Source organism: Telluria sp. LT1R51-2, assembly GCF_059685775.1.
In genome coordinates this window covers 2,925,008-2,946,400 of the sequence record NZ_JCASIM010000001.1, presented here as the reverse complement: position 1 = coordinate 2,946,400, position 21,393 = coordinate 2,925,008, and the positions used below count along the sequence as shown (strand labels likewise).

The window sequence follows — 21,393 nt, the reverse complement described above, 5'->3', positions numbered from 1 at the left end:
TCTCGGGCTGAAAGTCTTTATGTTCACTGCTTACGACCCCTACGCCATGCGCGCAATCCTTACCGTACCAATGTACGGTGCGATGACCGGGAAATGCAGTGGCCTGTGCAGTGGCGTGCGCCGGTCCTAGATGTTTTGGATGGGATGTTCGTCAATCCATCTTTCTGCACGCTCGGCGACTGCTCGATGCGCCGCATCTATAGTGTTGTGGACCACGGCAGCATTGCGAGCCTCTGTGTGGACCGAAAAGTTCGGGTGCCAGGTTTTTTTGGGAAGAAGCGCACCTTGGCGCAACGAAAAGATGCTGCTGTACTGGCCTCCCGGCTCGGGAAGATAGTAAACATCGACGACGTAGCCTTGATATGCATAAACGGGTGTAGCTCGCATTTCCCATCCTCAAGTTGTCAAGAGGCGATCGTAGCATGATGCGCCGCACACCTCTTAAGACGGGCGGTTCATTGTCCCGCAAGACCCCGATGGCACGCGGCACCGGCTTCAAGACACCCGCAGCTGGCGCTGGCCTGCTGCGGGTCACTGCAGTGCAGACGAAGGCCCGGGCCGGCGCGCTGAAGCTGCCGAAGCTGCCGAAGCCTATGGCCTCGCGCGGAATGAAGGGACGCCCGCCGACCGCCGACGAAGCGCGGTTCATGAGCGCGATCGCCGACCTGGGTTGCGTGGCATGCCGCAAGGACGGGTGGCACAACCCTGACGTCAGCGTGCACCACATCGACGGCCGCACAAAGCCGGGCGCGCACCTGCTGGTTCTGCCACTATGCGCTGGCCACCACCAGGACGGCACCGGCCCGAACCCGACACTGATCGCGGTTCATCCATACAAGGCGCGCTTTGAGGCTCGCTACGGCGCCCAGTTGGCGCTGCTGGCCGAATGCACCGCCATGCTCGCAGATAACGAAGCCGTGCCGACTGCACCAACGGATCGAGAGGAAACAACATGGGAAGCATGCTGAATTTACAGACCAGCAACGGCGACGACGTGACGATGTCGAGCCGCGAGATAGCCGATCTGGTGGAGAAGCGGCACGACAACGTGCTGCGGACCATTGAAACGCTGGTGGCGCGCGGCGCGATCACACTCCCTCAAAATGAGGAAGTCATGAATGACGGACCGGGTCCGCGCACCATTGGCCAGTACCGTGTCGGCAAGCGCGACTCCTACGTGGTCGTCGCTCAACTGTCGCCAGAGTTCACCGCGCGCCTGGTCGACCGCTGGCAAGAGCTGGAAGCGCGGGCGCCGGCGCCGGCCGTGCCGCAATCGTTCGCCGCGGCGCTGCGATTGGCCGCCGAGCAGCAGGATGTAATCGATGCACAGGCCGCCCAGCTCGCCGCTGCAGCGCCCGCCGTCGATTTCGTCGAACGTTACGCCGACTCGACCGGAACGAAGGGCTTCCGCCAGGTGGCCAAGCTGCTCGGCGCGAAGGAGCCCGAATTCCGTCGTTTCCTACACAGCGAGAAGATCATGTATCCGCTGGGAGGGGAGTGGACCCCACACGCGCATCACATCGACGCCGGCCGTTTCTGCGTCAAGGCCGGCACGGCGCAGGTCAGCGGGCATGCCTACAACGCTGCGCGCTTCACCCCGAAGGGCGTGACCTGGATCGCGGCCGAGTGGGCAAAGCACCAGGTCGCGCAGCGGCAGAAGGGGGTGGCCCATGCCGCGTGATTATTCACCACTACGCGCGCTTGCGGCCGGTGCCCTGACGGTGCATCTCAAGTCGACCACGGTCACCGAACTGCTTGACGAGCTCGATCTGCTGCGCGCTGGTGGCCGCCCTGCGAAAGTGGCTCGCAACGACTACCCAGCTGATTTCGAAGTCGTGTGGGAGGTCTACCCGGCGCGCCCAGGCGCGAGCAAGAAAGCGGCGCACAAGGCATGGGTTGCTCGGATCACGATCGGCGCCACGCCGGGGGAGATGCTCGCTGGCGCGCAGGCGTACGCCCATTACGTCAAGGCGATGAAGATCGAGCCGCAGTTCATCAAGCAGGCGGCTACGTTCTTCGGGCCGGGGGAGCACTACGCTGCCGACTGGACGCCGCCAGTCAACCAGCCGAAGCCGGCTGGCGGAAACTGGTGGGTGACCGATGCAACCATTCTGGCTAAAGGTGCGGAGCTGGGCCTGTCGCCGCGCTCGGGTGAATACATGGGTCAGTTCAAGGCCCGCATCGAGCTGGCGCTGGACCCAGCGCTCAAGCAAGCGACTCCCACGTTTACGGCGATCATGCCGACCGTGGCTGCGCCAACCCTGCCGGAGCGGCGCGCCCCGAAGCCGCAGGGTATCGGGTCGCTCAAGGATCTGGTGCGCCGCGACCTGCCGCCCGCTAGGCCAGCATGATTGGTGACGACGTCGAGATATGCGCGCGCTGCGACCGCCTCAAGACAGAGGGCTACCCCGACAAGCTCAAGCAAGGGCAGGGGTATTGCCTAGGCCACGAGGATGACAGCCCATCGCACTGGCCGTTCGCTGCCTGGAATGACCGTGCATGCGTGCTGTTTATCCGAGCGAAGGACATGGCGCTGCGCGAGCGCTGGGTCGAGCGGCGCCAGGCCAAACTGAAACAATTGCAAGATCGAACCGTAACGAAAGGGTGAGATGCACGAATTATGGGAGAAGCTGGCCAGCTCGTTGGCGATATCACTCGAAGGGTGCCAATGACCGCGCAGCGCGCGCTCCAGGCGCTAGGCCGGCTGAAGGTCGGCTCCATGAACAAGACTGAGGCCGCTTACGCCTCCACGCTCGATTCGCGGCGCTACGCCGGTGAAGTGGCATGGTTTAAGTTCGAGGGCGTCAAGCTGAGGCTCGCCGACAATACCTTCTACACGCCGGACTTCGCCGTAATGCTGGCCAACGGAGCATTAGAGATGCACGAGGTCAAGGGCTTCTGGCAAGACGATGCTCGCGCAAAGATAAAAATTGCGGCTGATCTCTACCCAATGCGATTTATTGCGATCAAAGCAAGAGCAAAAAAAGATGGTGGTGGGTGGGCGGTAGAAGAATTTTAATAGCAGGCAACCGGATTCGGGCAGCGCTGGGAAAAATCCCTTGACTTCAACGGGACGCATGGTTTGTCTTAACATGTTGGCCAGGCTTGCTGCTGACATATCTGATCGAGAGCGGGCATTGGTCGATCCACTAGGTTTTCTAGCTGTTCTGCGATCTTTTTGTTCACACGCTGTTGCACCAAGGCACTACCATGGGCATGCAATCTAACGAATTGTCACGCTCGCAAAAGTGGATGCATGCGAGAGGTGCATACCAAGGAAACATCATGCAACGATCGCGCGGCAACTGGACAGCACAGATGGTGCGGAGACTGGAGTCGGATGGCATAAGTATTTGCCAGTCCGATAATACGGTACTTGGCGCTTATTTACGTAGCGAGATTAGCGGAAAAGATCTTCTCGCCCACGTATGTCAGTTCAAAGATTTGTCCTCCTACCAACAATGGCTGCACCAATGTTTCGGTCCGACTGCAATAAGTATCCAATATCCAATGTCGATCGAGCTTTTGATGCGAGAGGTCGAATATGGATTTCGGCGCAAGCACATAGAACTAACTTGACCGTCGACCGGCAAGGCGGCTGTTTTCACTCTTCTAAAGAACTAGTAAAGTAACCATATCGACTGGCTTACCGTATATTTGCAGTTGATGGGTTTGTCAACGCTTCAGGTGAGCAGGGTCTGTTAGCACCACGCGCCTGGGTTTTTTCGCTACGCGAGGCTCGTTAGGGGCGGAACATCCTAATGTAGCGCCGCCGTAGGGAACTTCTGTAAGATCCCCGTTCCAAGGCTGAATTAGACAGTCCACCTTACGATGAGCAAGAAATAACGCCTTTTTTTGAATGCAAAGTTGCATTTGAGAGATGGCGATGCGGCCCATCTTGAACAGAAGATCACTCCCTGTCTCAGCATGGGATTCCACGCATTGAGGCGATGCCTTCAGTTGTACGCGATGAAGTCCTGTTCCAGCACTGTAGAATTCAACATTGACAAAAATGCATCCGCTATTATCGGGGAGAACCCGGATAATGCCGCGTCCGAGCCTACGATCTATAAAATAACGTTTGAGTTCTTCCATATATGACTATGCAAAAGCAAAATTTTATCTTGGGTGATCGTAATGAATCACACGATTGAACATAGGAGGTGACATTAGATGGCAAAGCACGCCCGTAAGTACAGGCTATAGGTCTGATTAACGATACGGAGGAGTATGTTAACAGTTCTTGAAGTCGTGTGGCATCGACTATTGCTGATTCTTGTCTCTCACAGATGAACTTGCCATTTGGAAAATCTCGGGCTCAACTCAGCAATTGTGATCAGCTGGTAATCTGTCCGAATTACCACGGAGAAAACATGTTCGCCGAACGATATCTGCAAGCACTGACTACTTCCAATCTGCAAGATGACGATCAACATCACCAGACAGAGCCATTGGTCGCGGCAGCGATTGCCGATTTGTCAGGAGGATCCGGCGCTTTGTTCGGGACCATGCTTCTGCGCGCCAGTATCGCCGGCGTGCCTCGGCAGGCGATCGAAAGCAGTGCTCGTGACCTAGGCGTATTGCTGCGTGTGTGGACAGGCGAGGTAGCACGCAAGGGTTTTGACCGGAAATGGGTGAACATCAAGGCTGAGTGGGACATCAAGGCTGCATATGCCATATATGCAAAGATCGCGCGTCTCAGCCTGGCGCACTGGTTGGGCGGGGAGTGTTCGGCATGCAACGGAACAAAGGTCGTGGCCAACCGGGTCTGCACCCACTGCGCTGGCAGTGGCCGTGAGCCGATCCAAGGCGGCGCGCTCGAAGTTGAGCGCGTTAAGGACATGGTGTCGGAGTTGCAGGGGATGTACCAAGCTCACAGCGCACGCGCTTCAGCGAAAATGCGGAGAGCGGCATAGTAGGGCAACAGAACATGCTTGATGTTCTGCTACCATTCGGAATGATAAAAATTCTTTTAGTCGACGACGCAACGGTCGACGTTATGTTGACCACTATCGCATTAGAGGACAGCCACGTTCCACATGAGCTGTGCGTAGCACGGGATGGTGAGGAGGCCTACGAAATCTTGACGAATCAGTCCGTTGACCTGCTTCTGCTGGACATTAAAATGCCGAAGGTAAGTGGATTTGATCTTTTAAGGCGCTTGCGTGATGTCAGCCGAGACGCACCTACGACGATCGTGCTTTCTGGTTCAGGCTTACAGACTGATCGTGCCCAAGCGCGGGATCTAGGCGCTGTTCAGTTCATTCAAAAGGCCGTCGATTTTTCAGCTTTCAAGATGGAGCTCAAAGAAGCCGTAGTGAAGCATGGAGTCTGTTAGGCTGCTCGATGACTTTGCTGTTGCGCTGTTGAAAAAGGCGGCGTAAACTACAGCCTTTACATATCCCTCGATCCACGTAATGCGCGCTTCGGCGCCAACGTCACCCGAGGCAGTCGAGTACCCGGCCCGCAATACAGCCGGCGCTCGTCTAGCAAAAGGCCCACCAACCCGGTGGGCCTTTTGCTTTTGCGGCCTACCTAGCAGATAGCTCCGAGGCTCGCCGCCTGGCCCACGCACCGGCCAACCGATCAATGCGGACGCAGCTGTATGGACGCACGTTATTCGTCTATCATGCAAGCCGCGGGTGAGAGCCCCGCCGTCTGCTCCCGTTTCCAGTCCTGTGCCAACAGGATCTTCGCCGCCCCTCGCATTCATGCGCCGGGCGGCTTTTTTTTGCCAAGGTAACGCATGAAGCACAGCACCGTCATCAAGTCGTCGTCCCTGCCAATGCGTTCGCCGCTCGGCTTCGCCATCCTGTTCTGGCTGCTGCTCGATCGACTGGGCGCGCCGGGCTGGGCGTTCGGCGTGCTGTGGCCCCTGGTCGGCTTGCTCGTACTTATCTGGGTCATATCGTTCAAGACCGAGTCCGCACAAGACGTGCCGGCTTCGGGGAGAAATAGCATGACGGTCGCGCAGGAGTTGGACTGGCTGCGCCATCGCTTGCTTAAGCTGCAGGAGCAAGCAACATTCAATCGGATTCGAGGTATCGCATGAACGACATCGCACGCATCTATCGCGCCGAGATGCTTCGCGCCGTGCTCGGGCCTGGCGCGCACTCAGCCAAGGCCGCCGACCTTCATCGCTTGAACCAACTCGCTGAACACATGGCTGCTTGCGAAGAAGCCCAGACTATCCTGCGCGCCAAAGGCCATGGCGGTCCAGGCACCAGCATTGTCGAGTCGGCCCGCCAAGTGCCTGCCAATGTGAAGCAGGTTATCCGCGCGCTGTTCTCGGCGCCTGCGGTTCTGAGTGAGCAGGGCATCAAGCATGCACATGAGCCATGGAAGGCCACCTGATGGTAACCGTATCCCTTGCATTGCGCACCTATGTCGCTTGGTGGGTTCGTCCTGCGCTCGCCGTCGCGTTCCTGTGCGCGCCGCTCTGCCCAGCTCGCGCCGATCAGATGATCGACGCTATCGTTGATCGTGGAATCAAGATTGAGCTGACGTGAAGCTGCAGCAGCTACGAACTCAACTGCGGCCAGCCGCAAGCAAAGTCACCATGCTGCCGACGCAGCGCCCTGAAACCGTCGAGCGCAAGCGTGGGTCGGCTGGTGTGCGCGACCGTGACCGCATCCGGGCGCGCGACTGCGGCTTGTGCCAAGAGTGCAAGCGCAAAGGCCGCGCCACCATCGGTGGCCCGGTCGATCACATCATCCCGCTCTGGAATGGCGGCAGTGACGACGAATCGAACAAGGAAGTGTTGTGCGTTCCGTGCCATGACGCCAAGACGGCTCGTGAGGCTGCGGAGCGGTCGCGCGGCTGACGATGGCCGGAAAGGGGAGGGGGTGTTGTAAGTCTACAACGCCCCGGACCCGGACACCGACTAGCAACTCACGCGCAGAAAAAAATCCCCCTGGAGGAAATTGTTAATGGCTTTAACAGGCAAAAAGCGAGCCTTCGCCGATGCCGTTTTGGCCGGGTTCTCGAATAAGGAAGCGGCAATTCGTGCCGGTTTCAGTGAAAAAACGGCATCAGCAGCCGGGTCCAGAAATGTTAAAGACCCGGATGTTAAAGCCTACCTTGATCAGCGGCGTGGCACTGGCGCCACTAGCGGCGCGAACGTCCCCACGCCACCACCGCAGGCTGACGACGTGGTCGACATCCCATCGACCACAGACCCGATGGAATTCCTCACCAATCTGATGAACGAGCCGGCCGCTGATATCCGCATCCGCGCTGATGTCGCCAAAGCACTGATGCCGTTCAAGCACCAGAAGCTGGGTGAGGGCGGGAAAAAAGATCAGAAAAACGAAGACGCCAAGAAGGTGGCCAGCCGCTTCGCGGCGGCGGCCCCGCCTCAGCTCAAGGCAGTGAAGTAAGGACGACAATATGGAATGGTCTACCGCCTGTCCGGATTGGGAAGACAGGATAAAGGCCAAGCTGTCGATCATTCCCCCGCCGATTTTCCCGCAACAGGCCGAGCAGGCGCTGGCCATCTTCAAAGAATTGAAGGTGACAGACTTGCCTGGCAAGCCGACGTTCGGCGAGTGCAGTGAGCAATGGGTGTTCGACTTCGTCGCTGCGATCTTCGGTGGCTACGACGCCGAAACTGGTAAGCAGATGATCCGCGAGTACTATCTGCTGATCAGTAAGAAGAACACGAAATCGACGATCGCCGCCGGCATCATGCTGACTGCAGTAATCCTGTGCTGGCGCGACGAAGAAGAGCACCTCATTCTGGCGCCAACCAAGGAAGTAGCCGACAACAGCTTCAAGCCCGCCGCCGCGATGGTTCGCGCCGACGACGAGCTACTGGCGCTTTTTCACGTCCAGGACCATGTTCGGACGATCACGCATCGCGTATCGCGCGCCTCTTTGAAGGTCGTAGCAGCTGACACTGACACCGTGTCCGGAAAAAAGTCCGGAAAGGTGCTGGTTGACGAGCATTGGTTGTTCGGCAAGCGTGGCAATGCCGAGGCGATGTTTATGGAAGCGCTGGGTGGCCAGGTTTCTCGTGATGAGGGATGGGTCATCTACCTGACCACCCAAAGCGACGAGCCGCCAGCCGGCGTCTACAAAGATAAGCTGAACTATTTCCGTGATGTACGAGACGGAAAGATTCACGATCAGAAATCGCTGGGCGTGCTCTATGAGTACCCGGCAGCCATGGTAAAGGCCAAAGCCTACCTCGACTCCTCGACCTACTACATCACTAACCCAAACATCGGGCGCTCCGTGAGCGCCGAGTGGTTGGAAGATCAGCTGCGCAAGATGCAGCACCGGACGGACGGCAAGTTCCAGCAGTTCCTGGCCAAGCATCTGAATGTCGAGATCGGCTTGAATCTGCGCTCCGATCGTTGGGCTGGCGCGGATTTTTGGGAGCAACAGGCCAAGGTGCCGGGCTTGACGCTCGAACAGCTGCTCGAGCGCTGCGAAGTGATCACAGTTGGCATCGATGGCGGCGGCCTGGACGACTTATTGGGCCTGGCTGTTGTCGGGCGCGAGCGCGCGACCCGAAAGTGGCTAGTTTGGACGCGCGCCTGGGCACATCCGATCGCACTCGACCGGCGCAAGAGCGAAGAGAGCCGTTACGAAGATTTCAAGGAACAGGGCGATCTGATCATCATCGAGCAGTTGCCCGGTGACGTCGCCGCCGTGGCCGCTGTCGTCAAGGAGATCAACGAGTCCGGGTTGCTTGCATCGGTTGGCCTGGACCCGGAAAAGACGCACAAGGTGATGTTCCAGGCACTGATCGATGCCGGAATTGACGAAGCCATGTGCTTCGGCATCCCTCAGGGCTGGAAACTCGTTGGCCCCATCAGCGTGACAGAGCGAAAGCTGGCAGAGGGCGTGCTCCTGCACGGTGGCCAGCCTCTGATGAACTGGTGCGTAGGCAATGCGAAGGTCGAGCCGCGCGGAAATGCGCTCCTCATCACGAAGCAGGCATCGGGCATCGCGAAGATCGACCCGCTGATGGCGCTCTTCAATGCCGTCTCACTAATGGCACTGGATCCAGTCCCGAATCAGACCACATCAATCTACGACGAGGGCGTTTGCATATGAGCTTTATTGACTGGGCGACCCTCGTCGCCGGCATCATCGGCCTGCTTTCGATTACCGTCGGCGCCGGGATGATCTTCCTCCCAGCAGGCTTCATCGTCGCTGGCGCTGGCCTGCTGTTTTGGTCTTACACCGTTGCCCGCGCCATGGCGCGCGGTGGCATCAAGGAATAACGGATGTTCGCCAAACAGTTTTTTAGCCCGCAGGTTAGCGCCGGCGGCGGCAGTTGGCTGTCCGGCCTGGGTGGAGCGCGCTCTGATGCGGGACCGCTGGTGACGGTCGAGTCGGCCCTCACGCTGACTTCGCTGCAGGCGTGCGTAACTTTGATCGCCGAAAGCATCGCGCAACTGCCGCTCGAGCTGTTCCGCCGTACTGAGGACGGTGGTCGCGAGCCGGCCAAGGATCATCCGCTTTACAGGATCCTGGCGTATGCCCCGAACGAGTGGCAGACGCCGTTCGAATACCGCGAGAACAGCCAGCTGAAGGCTGGCACCCGAGGCAACTCGATCAGCCTGATCGGCCGGGACGGCGACGGCACTGTCACCGGCTTGTACCCGGTCGACACCGAGAGTGTGCAGGTGCTTAAGGGCCCAGACCTGCTGCCGTACTACCGCATCGATGGCCAAGAGCCGATTCCGCAGCGGATGGTGCATCACGTACGGTGGTGGAGCCTGAACAACTACGTCGGCATGTCGCCGATCATGCTGCACGCGAACGCCATCGGCCACGCCCAGGCGATCCAGCAGTACGCCGGCAAGTCGTTCCTGAACGGGACCGCGCTGTCGGGTGTGATCGAGCGGCCGCGCGAGTCGTCGCCGATCAAGGACCAGAGCGTCATTGATCGAATCACCGACCGTTGGCAGCAGATGTACGGTGGCAGCACCAACGCAAAGCGCGTGGCGATGCTGCAGGAGGGGATGACGTTCAAGCCCCTGTCGATGACCAACGTCGACGCGGAGCTGATCCCGGCCCTGAAGCTGACTTCGCTCGATATCGCGCGCATCTACAAGGTGCCGCCGCACATGATCGGGGAGCTGGACAAGGCCACGTTCTCGAACATCGAGCACCAGGCGATCCAATTCGTGATCTACACGCTGCTGCCATGGATCAAGCGGCACGAGCAGGCGATGATGCGCGACCTGCTGCTCCCGAGCGAGCGGGACGAGTACTACATCGAGTTCAACGTCTCCGGCCTGCTGCGCGGCGACCAAGGATCACGCTACGCCGCATACGCGGTCGCCCGCCAGTGGGGATGGCTGTCCGTCAACGACATCCGTCGCCTGGAAAACCTGCCCCCTATCAAGGGTGGCAACACGTACCTGCAGCCACTCAACATGGTCGACGCGGCCAAGCCGCTGCCGGTTACGCCCGTCAAGGCGAGCGCTGAGCAAGTCGCCGAAATTCAAGGAATCCTTGCATGAAGAACCGTTTCCGCATCGCCGGCATGATTTTTAATCAGCCACTCATGGTGACCGAGTCGATGCTAGACCAGGCTGCGGCATGGGCCAATCAGCAAATGAGCCTGAACATCGTCAACCTGAGCCTCAACGGCGCGCAGCCCCAGATGATGGATGACGATAATGGCCCGTACGAAACGGCCGCCATGCGGGCCGAGTCATCGCGCCGTCAGATGATTGCAGATACTGGCGTGGCCATCATCCCAGTGCATGGCGTGCTGGTGAGTCGCAGCATGCAGATGAACCCATGTGAAACCATGACCAGCTACGAGCAGCTGCGTGGCCAAGTCAGCGCAGCGCTCGCAGATCCAGCGGTTGAACAAATCGCTTTCGACATCGACAGCCCTGGCGGCAGCACCGTCGGCGCTTTCGAGCTGGCTGACTTCCTCTTCGAAGCGCGCGGCGTCAAGCCGATGAGCGCGATCACCCACTACAGCGCCTACTCGGCCGGTTACCTGATCGCGTCGGCAATTGGCAACGTCTCCATGTCGCGCACCTCAGGCGTTGGTTCTGTCGGTGTGATCGCCAAGCACATGGATGTCTCGGCCCGAAACGAGCAAATGGGCGTGAAGGTGACAACGGTCTACGCTGGCGCGCACAAGAACGACCTGAGTCCGCATGAGCCGCTGACTGACCAGTCACTCAAGTTTCTGAATGACATGGTGCAGGGATATTACGGTCAGTTTGTTGACTCCGTCGCCCGGTACCGTGGTATCGGCGCTGACGCGGTGCGCAGCACCGAGGCTGGCGTGTTCATGGGTCAGCAAGGTATCGATGTCGGTTTCGCCGATCGTATCGAGACGCCCCAAGCTGCCATTGACCGCATCGCTGCCCAGGCGCGTGAGGCGCGCGTCTCCCGCAATTCGAAGCAATCCATCGGCGCCCGCGCAAAAGCAATGGCGCTCCAAACCCAAATTTGACCGCGTTCGCGGGACAAGCAACCAAGCCGCCCTCGAGGCGGCTTTTTCAATTCTAGGAGAGGCAATATGCCAACCATTAACGAACTCCGCAGCGAACGCGCCAAGGTCAACGCCAGCGTGCAAGCCCTGGCCCTGATCGAAGCCGGCGGCGGTCAACTGACCGCGGAACAGCTGGTCGAGTTCACCGGTCTGCAAACCAAATTCGGCGAGCTCACCGCGCAGATCACCCGCATGGAAGCGTCCGAGAGCATGGCCGCTGCGGCCGCCGTGCCTGTCGACCGCGCCCTGTCGGCGATCCACCAACCCGCGGCACCGCCTGCCGCCGCTGCAAGCATGCCGGCGACGCCGCGCATGCCAAGCGCGCCTGGTACCGGCATGTCGCGCATGGTGCGCGCACTGGTTGTCGCTCAAGGCAATCAACAGGTGGCCGCCAAGTTTGCGATGGACAATCACTTCGGTGAAGACGTCGCGATGGCACTGAACACCCTGACGCCTGGCGCCGGCGGCGTGCTCGTCCCGCAAAACATGGCCCGCGAGGTGATCGAGCTGTGGCGTCCGCAGTCGGTTGTCCGCCGGCTCGGCGCGCGCACGCTGCCGCTCACGAACGGCAACATCACCCTGCCGCGCCTGAAGGGTGGTGCAGTCGTTGGCTACACCGGCAGCGATTCGGATATCGGTGTGACTGGCCAGACCTTCGACAACCTGAAACTGTCAGCGAAGAAGCTGACCGGCCTGGTCCCGATTTCGAACGACCTGCTGGCCTACGCCGGTACGAGTCCGAACGTTGACAAGCTGGTGGTGGATGACCTGACTGGTGCCATGAGCTCGCGCGAAGACAAGGCATTTATCCGCGACGACGGCACCCTGGAAACCCCGAAAGGCCTGCTGGCCTGGGCGCTGGCCGGCTTCAAATTCGCGGCGTCCGCAGGTGACACGCTGCAAAAGATTGAAACCGATCTGAACAAGCTGATTCTGGCTCTGGAAAACGTGAACGCCAACATGGGTGCGCCAGGCTGGATCATGTCGCCGCGTTCGTTCCGCTTCCTGGAAGGCCTGCGCGACGGCAACGGTAACAAGGTCTACCCCGAGATGAAGGACGGGAACCTGAAGGGCTATCCAGTCGGCAAGACGACCCAGATCCCGAACAACCTGGGCGCCAGCTCGAACCAGTCGGAAATCTACTTCGTGGACTTCAACGACTGCTTCATCGGCGAAGACGAAACGCTTCTGATCGATTACTCGAAGGAAGCGACGTACAAGGACGAAGGCGGCAATCTCGTGAGCGCCTTCCAGCGTGATCAAACGCTGGTGCGCGTCATCGCGAAGCACGACTTCGGTCCGCGCCACGTCGAATCGATCGCAATTCTGACCGCGGTCACCTGGGGCGCCTAAAGCGACCTGACTGCCGGCCTGCTGCTGCAGGTCGGCCAACCCTTCATCAAGGAACCGCATCATGCAAACAGTCGAATTCATCAAGCCCTGGAAAATCTACAGTCCAGGCGACGTCGCCGGATTCGAGGCCGATCAGGCCAAGATCCTGATCGACGGGAAGGTCGCAAAACCGCACGAAGAAGACACCAAAGCTGCGAAAGCAGCGAAGTAATCTTCCGCATCTCCGGCGCCGGGCAGGCACGCACCGCGCGCGTCGACCCGGCACAGCGCTAAGAGAAAGCAACCGTGATGACCCACCTGCACATGGAAACGACCGTCTCGACCATCCGCGCGTACGACGGGCCGGGAGGCTACGAAGCACGCAGGCCGTATGACGGCATCATCACGGTCGACCACCTGACAAGCAACACCGTGTATATGCATGGCGCCGTCGGCAAGATCGACCGCGCGACGCATGCACTTGCACTGGACATGCTCCGCGCGCGCGGCATCACTACGGTGATGTACGAGCGGCGCGGGCAAATAAAAACCATCTATCTGTAACCGATCCCCCACGAAAGACCGCGCCCCATGAAATTTGCTGACCGCTTGAAATTTACTGCTACCGGCACGAGCGCCGCAACGATCACGCTGAGCGCGGCAGTGGCGGGCTTCCGCACGCTGGCGCAGGCCATCATTGATGGGGCGCTAGCGGTCGGCGACACGGGCGTGCCGTTCATGGTCGACGATGGCGCCGGCAATAAGGAAACGTCGCTGTTCACCGTCACCAGCGCGACGGTGCTCACCCGCACGTCAGTCCTGTCCAGCTCAGCGGGCGGCACGACGGCGGCCACGTTCGCCGGCGCAACCCTGAGCGTCTTCAACTCGATGCCGGCGTCGTTTGCAGCCAAGCTGGCGGCTTTCGAGACCGATATCGCTGGCGCTGTTCCTGGCTTCGTTTTGTCCACCGCTGCGCCGAGCAATTCTGACGGCCGCCCGAACGGCACGATCTACATCCAGGTGTCGTAATGGGCATCAAGGTCAAGAAGGGCGGCGCGTACGTCAGTCCAGTCGGCACGTTCATCAAGAAGGGCGGTGTGTATGCGGCTGTGACTGGCCTGTTCGCGAAGACCGCTGGTGCACTTCAGACAATCGACGGCGCCAATCCGATCCTGGTCCCTGTGAACCCGACGATCACGATCGCGCCATCCAAAATGGCAGTCAGCACCGGTTCGCCATATACCGCCACGGACGTTGACGGGGCGGCCAGTTACGCTTTCCCGAACGCACAGGGGCAAATCCATTTCACGGCAGATACCGCAGTCGTGGGGCAAAAGTACGACGTCTACATGCTGTGGTCGCTGGCCGGCACGCCGAATCAGCCATCGCCTGCATCGGTTAAATTCTATGGGGCCTATGAGCCGTGGACCGAATCTTCAAAACCTGTCTACGCGAACAAAGTGATCAACCTCGTCCCGCCTCAAGCGGCCGGTATTGTCGAGCGGTCGCAACTGCCGTTTTCGTTCACCCGCGAAGATGCCGGCCGCATTTCGCACTTCAAGATGGGCCGCCAGCAGGACACCGTCGGCGGCACGATGCGCATCCGAGGATTCGAGCTTGTCCCAAGCCCTGTGTTGGTCGAGGCGAGCGTCTCGCCTGCAGGCAACCTGTCGCCAACGAGCTTCAACACGCCGTACTCAGGCACCAAGGTGATCTCGCTGCTGTCGCTATACACGCCGATCTGGACGACGGTCAACGCGGTCTATGTTGTCGCCCCGGTGACCGTTGGCGGCGTGCAGCAATCGCGCCTTGCCAAGCTGAACAAGAACACGTACGAGATGATCCAGGACGTTCAGCTGGCCACCGGCACGCACGATACGACCATCGGGCACCGGGACGGCAGCGTGTGCGTGACCGATGACGGCAAGGTCATAGCTTACGGCGAGGCGCACCACACTTCTTGGAGGGGTGTTGCATCGCCTACCGAGGACATTTCGGCATTGGCTGCAACAACTGCGCCAACCGGCTTGGACGGGAATTGCTCGTACCGCCGCTTCTTCCGCAACCAGTTCGACGGCAGTATGTGGATGGGCGCGCGGGGCAATGGCTACCTGGCCGGCATCTACAAGTGGAATGGCACCACGTTCGACCGCAAAGGCGCTGACTTCCTCGCTGGTAATGCGGCCTCGTACCTTGGCTCTTACGGTATGGAGATTGCCTTTGCGAGCGTCGACACGCTGTACGTTACGACTGAGTTCCTGCAAGGCAATGGACCGTTCGAAATGTCGGGCTACCCGCGCCAGAACATCAACCTGGTCAAGTCGACGGATGGCGGGGCGACCTTCACGACCATGCGAGGCAAGGCGCTGAATCTTCCCTTGGTCAGCGGCACGGACGACAGTGACATCGCGTTCCCGAACAACAACTACAACCACAATTCAAGCGTGGCACGCATCGCGATCGGCGCTGATGGGCAACCCCTGCTGGTCGCAAGCTGGCAGCACCCTGACGAAGCCTTCCGCAGCCTGTGGGTGGCCAAGTTCAACACGACCACCAACAAATGGGTGCGCACGCGTCTGATGGCGCACAACGGCGCGCAGGACGCGGGCACGCCACACGTCGCGTACCACGGCGGAAAGATCATCGTGACGGCAGCGACTACCGACGACAACATCACGGCGACGCTCGGCACGAACAACCAGATGTACCTGTTCACGACCACTGATTCCGGCACGTCGTGGAAGAAATACACGATCACGCACCCGGTCGGCGCGTACAGCGGCGCTTACATTGACTCGGCAGCGCTTCGCTTGGACAACAAACTGCGCCTGCTGCCTGATCTTGAGGCGCAGCCGAATTCGGTTATTTGGGAACTGCCGGTTCCGGCGTAAGCAAATGAAATAGCAATATTGCGATAGTTCTCAATGGAAATCCCATGATAAAATAGTAATATTCTAGGAGAACGTAAATTGAGACCTGTAGTCAACGCTAAGCATATCCTTGGACTTGATGTATTGCGATTCGTTGCAGCATGCCTAGTACTCGCCTTCCATTACTGTTTTCTGATGGGCACTAACCCTCATGGATTGGTTGGAAGTGCGAGTAGAGGCATTGTGAAATTTCCTGAGCTTTACGAAGTCACGGAATTCGGATGGGTCGGAGTTCAAATTTTCTTTGTCATTTCAGGATTTGTCATTGCATTTTCTGGCGAGAAGGCCAGTGCATTCTCATTCGTTCGGAGTCGGATTGTTCGGCTTGGGCCGGCTGTATGGATATGCGCACCCATTACGTTATTAGCTACGATTCTTGTTGGTTTCCGACAACATGAGGACATGTATCGCGCGTTCAGGCACAGCATGGCGTTCTTGCCTTGGGCGCCGTGGATTGATGGTTCGTACTGGACGCTTGGGATTGAAATTTCGTTTTATGCAGCGGTTTTTCTTGTCATCAAATTCTTTCGGTTTGAACGCATTAAATTGCTAGCGGCTGTGGTTGGAATATTCAGCTCAATGTATGCAATCTTTCGTGCTAGTTATGCAATCGACGAAATCCATGCGTTCGCACCGAAATTGGCTTGGGCACTAGAGGGGAGGGTGCCGCAGTTGCTCTTGATGGAACACGGCATGTTTTTCGCACTGGGAGTGTTCCTTTGGTCAGAGCTAATAAAAAAGCATGATACGGAAAATATTTTTTGGATTATTTTGTTTTGCATCACGGGTTGCGCTCAGATAGCTGTGGCATCTGATCATTCTGCCGCGATCCCTTGCGTTATCTGGCTTGCATCCATAGCGCTGATCGTCGTTTCCGTGCGTGCAAACGCAAGTTTGCATGCCCTCCCAGTTGGCATGGTTAAAGCAATTCAAATCGCAGGCATGATGACCTACCCTTTGTATCTGCTCCATCAAATTGTGGGTGCCGCAATGATGGGCTGGGTGGCCGCGAATGGTATTAACAGATGGCTTGCGCTGGCAACTACAACCACCATAATCTTTGTCTTCTCATGGGCGATAGCTACGCGTGCAGAGCCGTGGCTTCAGGGTTGGACCAAGTACCTAATTGATAAAGTGCATGATGGCTACAGGACACTACGACCCAGATTTTCGAAGTAGCAAACGAGACCCGCCCCGAGCGGGTTTTTTTACGTCCAACGGAAGCGATTAAGCAATGACTGGATTTGGGACTAGCGCCTTCGGCGAATATGCATTCGGAGAGCAGCAGGTCGCCGCTGCTCCACCGGCGCAAGACAGCGTCATTGCCGCGACGGTGGCAGAATCCCGCCGGGTCGCATTCCCGGGCGGCACCCGTGTGGTGAAGTTCGGCACTGTGCCGAGCGTACGGTTACCCAATGCCCCGTACCTGGAGGCAGGGCGGTGGTGGAGCGAGAAGCATCCGCTCGACGAGCGCTACTGGGTAGCGAACATCACGGTTGACCTGGACGAGCGTAAGACCACGGCTGTGTCCGTCGAGCCGCTCGTCGCCGGCGTAACAGTGCTTCAGCAGCCCGTCATCCAAGGCAAGCTGATCCCGGTGAAGCTGGGCGGTTTCAATGCCGCCACCGGAGCGGCCAACTTCTGCACCTTCCGCGTCACGTGCGCGAATGGCGAGCGGTTCGACCGCACGATCTGGTTCAAGCAGCAAGTGGGCGTGTACTCGCTCAACAAGGATGCTGACGATCAAAGCTACTACGTCGGCGATATCGGGAACGATCTGGCTGACAGCAACACGACTGCGATCGCGGTGAAGGCGCTCCCGGTCGGCGTGGAGGAGCTCGTGCCGGCGGTGATCCAGGGCCCCTTGATCCTGGTGAAGCTGGGTGGCATGGACACCTTGCCGGCCGGCGTCAATTACTGCGACCTGCGCATCGACTGTGCGAACAGCGAGCGCTTTTACCGAACCATTCAATTCAACAGGGTGGACAACTGATGATCGATGCATCGCAACTGCCGAGCGTGCCGAATACCGAGCTGCTCAAGCAGCAAGAAGAGGCCGCTGTCGAGTATGCCCGCGCGCCGGCAGCGCCTGGCACGCAGCACGGCGCCGGCCGCCCGCCAGCAGTGCAGGGGACGACACGATGAGCTGGAAGCTGATTACTCCTCCTGTCGGATTGGCGGTTTCGATGACCGAAGCACGCACCGCGGCGCGCGTGGACGTCGGCGAAGACGGGACGTCGCCCCTTGACGGAGAAATCCAACGTGCTATCCGGACCTACACCACTGAAGCTGAAGGCGAAACGAACCGCGCGGTGATGGAGCAGACCTGGCGCCTGACGCTGGACGGCTTCAACGGTGCGATCGCGCTTCGCCGGCCGCCGCTGCTCCAAGTAGTGCACTTGAAGTTCTACGATGCCGGCCTGGTCCTGCATACGCTCCACCCGGAGGACTACCAAGTCGACGGCGAAAGCGAGCCGGGCTTCATCATTGCTGCGCCGGGCCGCGCCTGGCCGGCAACGGGACGTTCGATCAACTCGGTCGAGGTTCAGATCCGGTGCGGCTACGGACCCGACCATACGACGGTGCCGGACGCCATCTCCGGCTTCATCCTAGCGCGCCTGAGTGAACACTTTCAGTCCGGCGGTCAGCCGAAGAACGAGCACGTTAAGCGGCTTTTGTGGCCAGAGGTGGTGATCGCATGAACATGAACGACCGAATCACGCTGCAGCGCCGGGACTCGGGTAAGGACGCGTTGGGCCAGCCGATCGAGAGCTGGCCCGATATCGCCACCGTGTGGGCCGACGTTCTGTTCCAGTCGGGCGCCGAGGTGATGCGCGCCGGCGCCGATACGGCGATCGTCAAGTGCTCGATACGGATCCGCGCGCGGGCCGACGTCGACACCGGCGCCCGGGTGCTGTTCAAGGCGAAGATCTACGACATCAAGTCGGCGCTGCCAGATAGCCGGGATTCGGCATTCATGTTCCTGGTCTGCGAGTCGGCATCGTGATCCGCTTCGACACATCGCAGCTGACGGCCGCCGTGCAGCAGACCGTCGACCAGGTCGCCAGCGCGATCGACGAGGACGGGCTGCGCGCGGTCGGGTTCTCCGGCGCCGAGCCATTCTGTGACGAAGCGAAGCGCAACGCGCGGGCACGGGCGAAGACCTACACGATCCACAACAACATCATCGTCAAGCGGCTCGAAGAAGAATCGGATGGCGCGCGGCGCCAGGTCTACCTGGTCACGGTGCGCGCCGGCACGTACGGCGGGACCGATGCCTTCTACTGGCGCTTCGTCGAGCGCGGCCACAAGTTCGTGCCGCGAAACAAGAAGCTCAGCAAGAAGACCGGCAAGACGACGGGGTGGGAAGCTCACCGCCGCGCTGCCGAGCTCGAGTATGGCACGGCCAGCGCGCCGGCGTACCCGTTCATGCGCCCGGCGTACGAGAGCAAAAAGCAGGTTGCCGTCGATGCCATGACGAGCACCTTGACCCAGCAACTTGCGAGGAACCGCACAGAATCATGACACCCGAAGAACACGTACACAGTGCGCTGAGCAACCTGGCCGGCGGCCGGATATTCCCCGATCTGGCCGAGGTCCACACGCCGACTCCGTACATCACCTACCAGGTGGTGGGCGGGGAGCCGCTGAACTTCCTCACGGGTGACCGTCCGGACAAGCAGCGCGTGCGCATCCAGGTCAACGTCTGGGCCACGCGCCGCATCGAAGCATCCGAGATCGGCATGCTGGTCGAAGACACGCTGCGCTCCGCCAGCGCGCTGCAGGTCGAAGTGGCGACCGGGCGCGTGGCCACCTACGACGAAGGAACAGACCGCCGCGGCGTCATGCAGGACTTCATGCTGTTTTGCTGACCCGTACCAGTTTTACCCACAAGCCGCCCCGCGAAAGCCGGGCGGTTTTTTTATGCCCGGCTTCCGGGCTTTACCCCTGAAAGGCCGATATGCAATTGCCAAATAACATCGCGTTCGCTCTGGCGTCCGCATTCTCCGCCGCCGTTCTCATCAGCGCCGCGAGCAACGCTTCGGAAGCGGTGTTCACCGCCACCAACGCATTCGCCGCCGGCGACTTCGTCGAATACACCGGCGGCTGGAGCAAGGCCAACGGCCGCGTGTTTCGCCTGAAGGCGGCCGCAGGCACCTCGTTCACCATCGAGGGCCTGGACACGACCGACACCAGCCAGTACCCGGCCGGCGCCGGTACTGGCAGCGTCCGCAAGATCACCACCTGGGTGCCGATTACCGGCGTGACCGCTGCTGAGATCTCGGGCGGTGATGCCAAAAACGTCGAGGTTCCGCTGGTGGACACTGACGTTCCTGTGGTGCTGCCCGACGGCTTCACTGCCACCACCGTCACACTGACGACCGCCGACGATAAGTCGCTGCCACACCACGCTGCACTGAAGAAGGTCTCGGACAGCGTGACGCTGACCTGCCTGCGCGGCCTGCTCCCAGGCGGCGGCGTGCTGCTGTATGCCGGCTACTGCTCGTTCAACGAGTCGCCGAGCCTGTCGAAGGGCAGCGTCATGGCTGTGAAGTCGATGTTCTCGCTGCAGAACAAGGTCGTCCGCTACTGATCCGTGTTGCCAGCTGGCGCCGAATGATCGGCGCTGGCCTTTTCCCAGCCCGCGGGGTAGCGCCTCGCGGGTCTTTTTTTACCTCCCCACTGAAAGAAAAACATCATGGCAAAAGCAAAACTCTCCCTGGCCGTCGCCGCAACTTTCAAGGCGATCGTGTCGATCCCGGTCCCTGGTGGCAAGGCTGCCGACGTCGAGTTCATCTTCAAGCATCGCACCCGTGATGACTTCAAGGAGTTCGTGGAATCTCTGCCCGGCGCCGAAAACGCGGACGCGCTGATGGACGTCGCCAGCGGCTGGGATCTCGACGAGCCCTTCGGCAAAGAAGCTGTTGAAAAGCTCGAGCAGCGCTACATGGGTTCGACCCGTGCCGTGCTCGACGTTTACATGGCCGAACTGACGGGCGCTCGCGCAAAAAACTGAGCGACGTTGCCACCGCCCTCTACGAAGCCGGGCCCACCGACGCCGAGCTGGCGACCGCGGGCCTGACCCGGGACGAGGTGGCAACGTCGGTCGAAATCTGGCCTGACAACTATCAGGCCTACCTGCTGTTCTGCACGATGGATACGCAGTGGCGAATCGGCATGTCCGGGCCCACGGGCATGGACTATGCCGCGCTGCCGATGGCGCTGCGCATGATCGCCGCGCCGCGCACCGACTGGCAGCAGCTGATGGCCGACGTTCGCGTCATGGAGTCAGCGGCGCTGCAGGCCATGCGAGGTGGTAACTGAGCACGCACTGGTGTAACATTGCACCACGTTAATTCGGAGGTGCGATGGAAATCTTTTTGCTCTTGTGGTTCGGCTGTGCCATCGCCTGCTGGGCGATTGCCAATAGCAAAGCGCGGCTCGCCGGAGGGTGGTTCTTGCTGGGGTTGCTGTTCGGCTTCTTTGCGCTCATCGTTGTGGCGGTTCTGCCATCACGAGAGCGAGACAAAAATGCACCGTCGCCGGATACGCATGTGAAATGCCCGGACTGCCGGGAGTTCGTGTTGCGCGACGCGCGCATCTGCAAGCATTGCGGCTGCAAGCTGGTTCCTCAATAGAACTCGAAAACCATAC

33 protein-coding genes are annotated in these 21,393 nt (G+C 59.7%); 32 read left to right on the top strand and 1 reads right to left on the bottom strand.

The window, feature by feature from the left end:
* Nucleotides 1-422: 422 nt before the first annotated feature.
* The 5 genes from AC56LH_RS13010 to AC56LH_RS12990 are packed head-to-tail and all read left to right on the top strand — an operon-like array spanning nucleotide 423 to nucleotide 3,019.
* Nucleotides 423-968, top strand: a complete 546-nt coding sequence (locus tag AC56LH_RS13010) for a Ref family recombination enhancement nuclease (RefSeq protein ID WP_499646635.1) — start codon at nucleotides 423-425, stop codon at nucleotides 966-968.
* A complete protein-coding gene (locus AC56LH_RS13005) occupies nucleotides 953-1,681 on the top strand; it encodes a phage antirepressor KilAC domain-containing protein (RefSeq protein WP_499646633.1) in 729 nt (242 codons plus the stop codon). The genes AC56LH_RS13010 and AC56LH_RS13005 overlap by 16 nt, the downstream gene beginning before the upstream one ends.
* The gene (locus tag AC56LH_RS13000; RefSeq protein WP_499646631.1) at nucleotides 1,671-2,351 is read left to right on the top strand and encodes an LvrA C-terminal domain-related protein; all 681 of its coding nucleotides are present in this window, start codon (nucleotides 1,671-1,673) and stop codon (nucleotides 2,349-2,351) included. The genes AC56LH_RS13005 and AC56LH_RS13000 overlap by 11 nt, the downstream gene beginning before the upstream one ends.
* The gene (locus tag AC56LH_RS12995; protein WP_499646629.1) at nucleotides 2,348-2,608 is read left to right on the top strand and encodes a hypothetical protein; all 261 of its coding nucleotides are present in this window, start codon (nucleotides 2,348-2,350) and stop codon (nucleotides 2,606-2,608) included. Before AC56LH_RS13000 ends, AC56LH_RS12995 begins: the two co-directional genes overlap by 4 nt.
* A 60-nt stretch (nucleotides 2,609-2,668) precedes the next feature.
* On the top strand, nucleotides 2,669-3,019 hold the full coding sequence (locus AC56LH_RS12990) for a PDDEXK family nuclease (RefSeq protein ID WP_499646627.1): 351 nt from the start codon (nucleotides 2,669-2,671) through the stop codon (nucleotides 3,017-3,019).
* A gap of 656 nt (nucleotides 3,020-3,675) precedes the next feature.
* On the opposite strand, the gene AC56LH_RS12985 is transcribed toward AC56LH_RS12990, so the two are convergent.
* On the bottom strand, nucleotides 3,676-4,095 hold the full coding sequence (locus AC56LH_RS12985; RefSeq protein ID WP_499646625.1) for a hypothetical protein: 420 nt from the start codon (nucleotides 4,093-4,095) through the stop codon (nucleotides 3,676-3,678).
* A gap of 278 nt (nucleotides 4,096-4,373) precedes the next feature.
* On the opposite strand from AC56LH_RS12985, the gene AC56LH_RS12980 reads away from it, so the two are divergent.
* The 27 genes from AC56LH_RS12980 (at nucleotide 4,374) to AC56LH_RS12850 (ending at nucleotide 21,377) form a co-directional block, all read left to right on the top strand.
* Entirely contained in the window at nucleotides 4,374-4,916 is a 543-nt protein-coding gene (locus AC56LH_RS12980) for a hypothetical protein (protein WP_499646623.1), read from the top strand.
* Between the two features lie 14 nt (nucleotides 4,917-4,930).
* Nucleotides 4,931-5,338 carry a response regulator gene (locus tag AC56LH_RS12975; protein WP_499646622.1) on the top strand — a complete coding sequence of 136 codons (408 nt, stop codon included), beginning with the start codon at nucleotides 4,931-4,933 and terminating at the stop codon, nucleotides 5,336-5,338.
* A gap of 408 nt (nucleotides 5,339-5,746) precedes the next feature.
* Nucleotides 5,747-6,052, top strand: a complete 306-nt coding sequence (locus tag AC56LH_RS12970) for a hypothetical protein (RefSeq protein WP_499646620.1) — start codon at nucleotides 5,747-5,749, stop codon at nucleotides 6,050-6,052.
* Nucleotides 6,049-6,354 carry a hypothetical protein gene (locus AC56LH_RS12965; protein WP_499646618.1) on the top strand — a complete coding sequence of 102 codons (306 nt, stop codon included), beginning with the start codon at nucleotides 6,049-6,051 and terminating at the stop codon, nucleotides 6,352-6,354. The genes AC56LH_RS12970 and AC56LH_RS12965 overlap by 4 nt, the downstream gene beginning before the upstream one ends.
* Nucleotides 6,339-6,509, top strand: a complete 171-nt coding sequence (locus AC56LH_RS12960) for a hypothetical protein (RefSeq protein WP_499646616.1) — start codon at nucleotides 6,339-6,341, stop codon at nucleotides 6,507-6,509. Before AC56LH_RS12965 ends, AC56LH_RS12960 begins: the two co-directional genes overlap by 16 nt.
* Before the next feature lie 50 nt (nucleotides 6,510-6,559).
* The gene (locus AC56LH_RS12955; RefSeq protein WP_499646614.1) at nucleotides 6,560-6,823 is read left to right on the top strand and encodes an HNH endonuclease; all 264 of its coding nucleotides are present in this window, start codon (nucleotides 6,560-6,562) and stop codon (nucleotides 6,821-6,823) included.
* A 106-nt stretch (nucleotides 6,824-6,929) separates the two neighbouring features.
* Nucleotides 6,930-7,379, top strand: coding sequence for a terminase small subunit (locus AC56LH_RS12950; RefSeq protein ID WP_499646612.1), 450 nt, complete (start codon nucleotides 6,930-6,932; stop codon nucleotides 7,377-7,379).
* A gap of 10 nt (nucleotides 7,380-7,389) precedes the next feature.
* Nucleotides 7,390-9,063 carry a terminase large subunit gene (locus AC56LH_RS12945; protein ID WP_499646610.1) on the top strand — a complete coding sequence of 558 codons (1,674 nt, stop codon included), beginning with the start codon at nucleotides 7,390-7,392 and terminating at the stop codon, nucleotides 9,061-9,063.
* Nucleotides 9,060-9,233 carry a hypothetical protein gene (locus tag AC56LH_RS12940; protein ID WP_499646608.1) on the top strand — a complete coding sequence of 58 codons (174 nt, stop codon included), beginning with the start codon at nucleotides 9,060-9,062 and terminating at the stop codon, nucleotides 9,231-9,233. Before AC56LH_RS12945 ends, AC56LH_RS12940 begins: the two co-directional genes overlap by 4 nt.
* Nucleotides 9,234-9,236: 3 nt before the next feature.
* Entirely contained in the window at nucleotides 9,237-10,481 is a 1,245-nt protein-coding gene (locus tag AC56LH_RS12935) for a phage portal protein (RefSeq protein WP_499646606.1), read from the top strand.
* A complete protein-coding gene (locus AC56LH_RS12930) occupies nucleotides 10,478-11,437 on the top strand; it encodes a S49 family peptidase (RefSeq protein ID WP_499646604.1) in 960 nt (319 codons plus the stop codon). The genes AC56LH_RS12935 and AC56LH_RS12930 overlap by 4 nt, the downstream gene beginning before the upstream one ends.
* A 66-nt stretch (nucleotides 11,438-11,503) precedes the next feature.
* The gene (locus AC56LH_RS12925; RefSeq protein ID WP_499646602.1) at nucleotides 11,504-12,829 is read left to right on the top strand and encodes a phage major capsid protein; all 1,326 of its coding nucleotides are present in this window, start codon (nucleotides 11,504-11,506) and stop codon (nucleotides 12,827-12,829) included.
* A gap of 61 nt (nucleotides 12,830-12,890) precedes the next feature.
* On the top strand, nucleotides 12,891-13,040 hold the full coding sequence (locus tag AC56LH_RS12920; protein WP_482898103.1) for a hypothetical protein: 150 nt from the start codon (nucleotides 12,891-12,893) through the stop codon (nucleotides 13,038-13,040).
* A gap of 77 nt (nucleotides 13,041-13,117) precedes the next feature.
* The gene (locus AC56LH_RS12915; RefSeq protein WP_499646600.1) at nucleotides 13,118-13,372 is read left to right on the top strand and encodes a hypothetical protein; all 255 of its coding nucleotides are present in this window, start codon (nucleotides 13,118-13,120) and stop codon (nucleotides 13,370-13,372) included.
* Nucleotides 13,373-13,399: 27 nt separating this feature from the next.
* The gene (locus tag AC56LH_RS12910; RefSeq protein ID WP_499646598.1) at nucleotides 13,400-13,837 is read left to right on the top strand and encodes a hypothetical protein; all 438 of its coding nucleotides are present in this window, start codon (nucleotides 13,400-13,402) and stop codon (nucleotides 13,835-13,837) included.
* Nucleotides 13,837-15,699 (top strand): hypothetical protein, encoded by a 1,863-nt coding sequence (locus tag AC56LH_RS12905; RefSeq protein ID WP_499646596.1) that lies wholly within the window; start codon nucleotides 13,837-13,839, stop codon nucleotides 15,697-15,699. The genes AC56LH_RS12910 and AC56LH_RS12905 overlap by 1 nt, the downstream gene beginning before the upstream one ends.
* A gap of 78 nt (nucleotides 15,700-15,777) precedes the next feature.
* Nucleotides 15,778-16,917 (top strand): acyltransferase family protein, encoded by a 1,140-nt coding sequence (locus tag AC56LH_RS12900; RefSeq protein WP_499646594.1) that lies wholly within the window; start codon nucleotides 15,778-15,780, stop codon nucleotides 16,915-16,917.
* A gap of 55 nt (nucleotides 16,918-16,972) precedes the next feature.
* Nucleotides 16,973-17,731, top strand: a complete 759-nt coding sequence (locus AC56LH_RS12895; RefSeq protein WP_499646592.1) for a hypothetical protein — start codon at nucleotides 16,973-16,975, stop codon at nucleotides 17,729-17,731.
* Entirely contained in the window at nucleotides 17,731-17,883 is a 153-nt protein-coding gene (locus tag AC56LH_RS12890; RefSeq protein WP_499646590.1) for a hypothetical protein, read from the top strand. Before AC56LH_RS12895 ends, AC56LH_RS12890 begins: the two co-directional genes overlap by 1 nt.
* Nucleotides 17,880-18,440: a head-tail connector protein gene (locus AC56LH_RS12885; RefSeq protein WP_499646588.1), complete on the top strand. Its 561-nt coding sequence runs from the start codon at nucleotides 17,880-17,882 to the stop codon at nucleotides 18,438-18,440. The genes AC56LH_RS12890 and AC56LH_RS12885 overlap by 4 nt, the downstream gene beginning before the upstream one ends.
* Nucleotides 18,437-18,745, top strand: coding sequence for a phage head closure protein (locus AC56LH_RS12880; RefSeq protein ID WP_499646581.1), 309 nt, complete (start codon nucleotides 18,437-18,439; stop codon nucleotides 18,743-18,745). Before AC56LH_RS12885 ends, AC56LH_RS12880 begins: the two co-directional genes overlap by 4 nt.
* On the top strand, nucleotides 18,742-19,263 hold the full coding sequence (locus AC56LH_RS12875; RefSeq protein WP_499646576.1) for an HK97 gp10 family phage protein: 522 nt from the start codon (nucleotides 18,742-18,744) through the stop codon (nucleotides 19,261-19,263). Before AC56LH_RS12880 ends, AC56LH_RS12875 begins: the two co-directional genes overlap by 4 nt.
* Nucleotides 19,260-19,610, top strand: a complete 351-nt coding sequence (locus tag AC56LH_RS12870; RefSeq protein WP_499646574.1) for a DUF3168 domain-containing protein — start codon at nucleotides 19,260-19,262, stop codon at nucleotides 19,608-19,610. Before AC56LH_RS12875 ends, AC56LH_RS12870 begins: the two co-directional genes overlap by 4 nt.
* Nucleotides 19,611-19,699: 89 nt before the next feature.
* Entirely contained in the window at nucleotides 19,700-20,332 is a 633-nt protein-coding gene (locus AC56LH_RS12865) for a phage tail tube protein (RefSeq protein WP_499646572.1), read from the top strand.
* A 105-nt stretch (nucleotides 20,333-20,437) separates the two neighbouring features.
* Nucleotides 20,438-20,755, top strand: a complete 318-nt coding sequence (locus AC56LH_RS12860) for a phage tail assembly chaperone (protein ID WP_482898112.1) — start codon at nucleotides 20,438-20,440, stop codon at nucleotides 20,753-20,755.
* A 77-nt stretch (nucleotides 20,756-20,832) separates the two neighbouring features.
* On the top strand, nucleotides 20,833-21,063 hold the full coding sequence (locus AC56LH_RS12855; protein WP_499646570.1) for a DUF1799 domain-containing protein: 231 nt from the start codon (nucleotides 20,833-20,835) through the stop codon (nucleotides 21,061-21,063).
* A gap of 44 nt (nucleotides 21,064-21,107) precedes the next feature.
* Nucleotides 21,108-21,377, top strand: coding sequence for a hypothetical protein (locus AC56LH_RS12850; protein WP_499646568.1), 270 nt, complete (start codon nucleotides 21,108-21,110; stop codon nucleotides 21,375-21,377).
* Nucleotides 21,378-21,393: the final 16 nt, after the last annotated feature.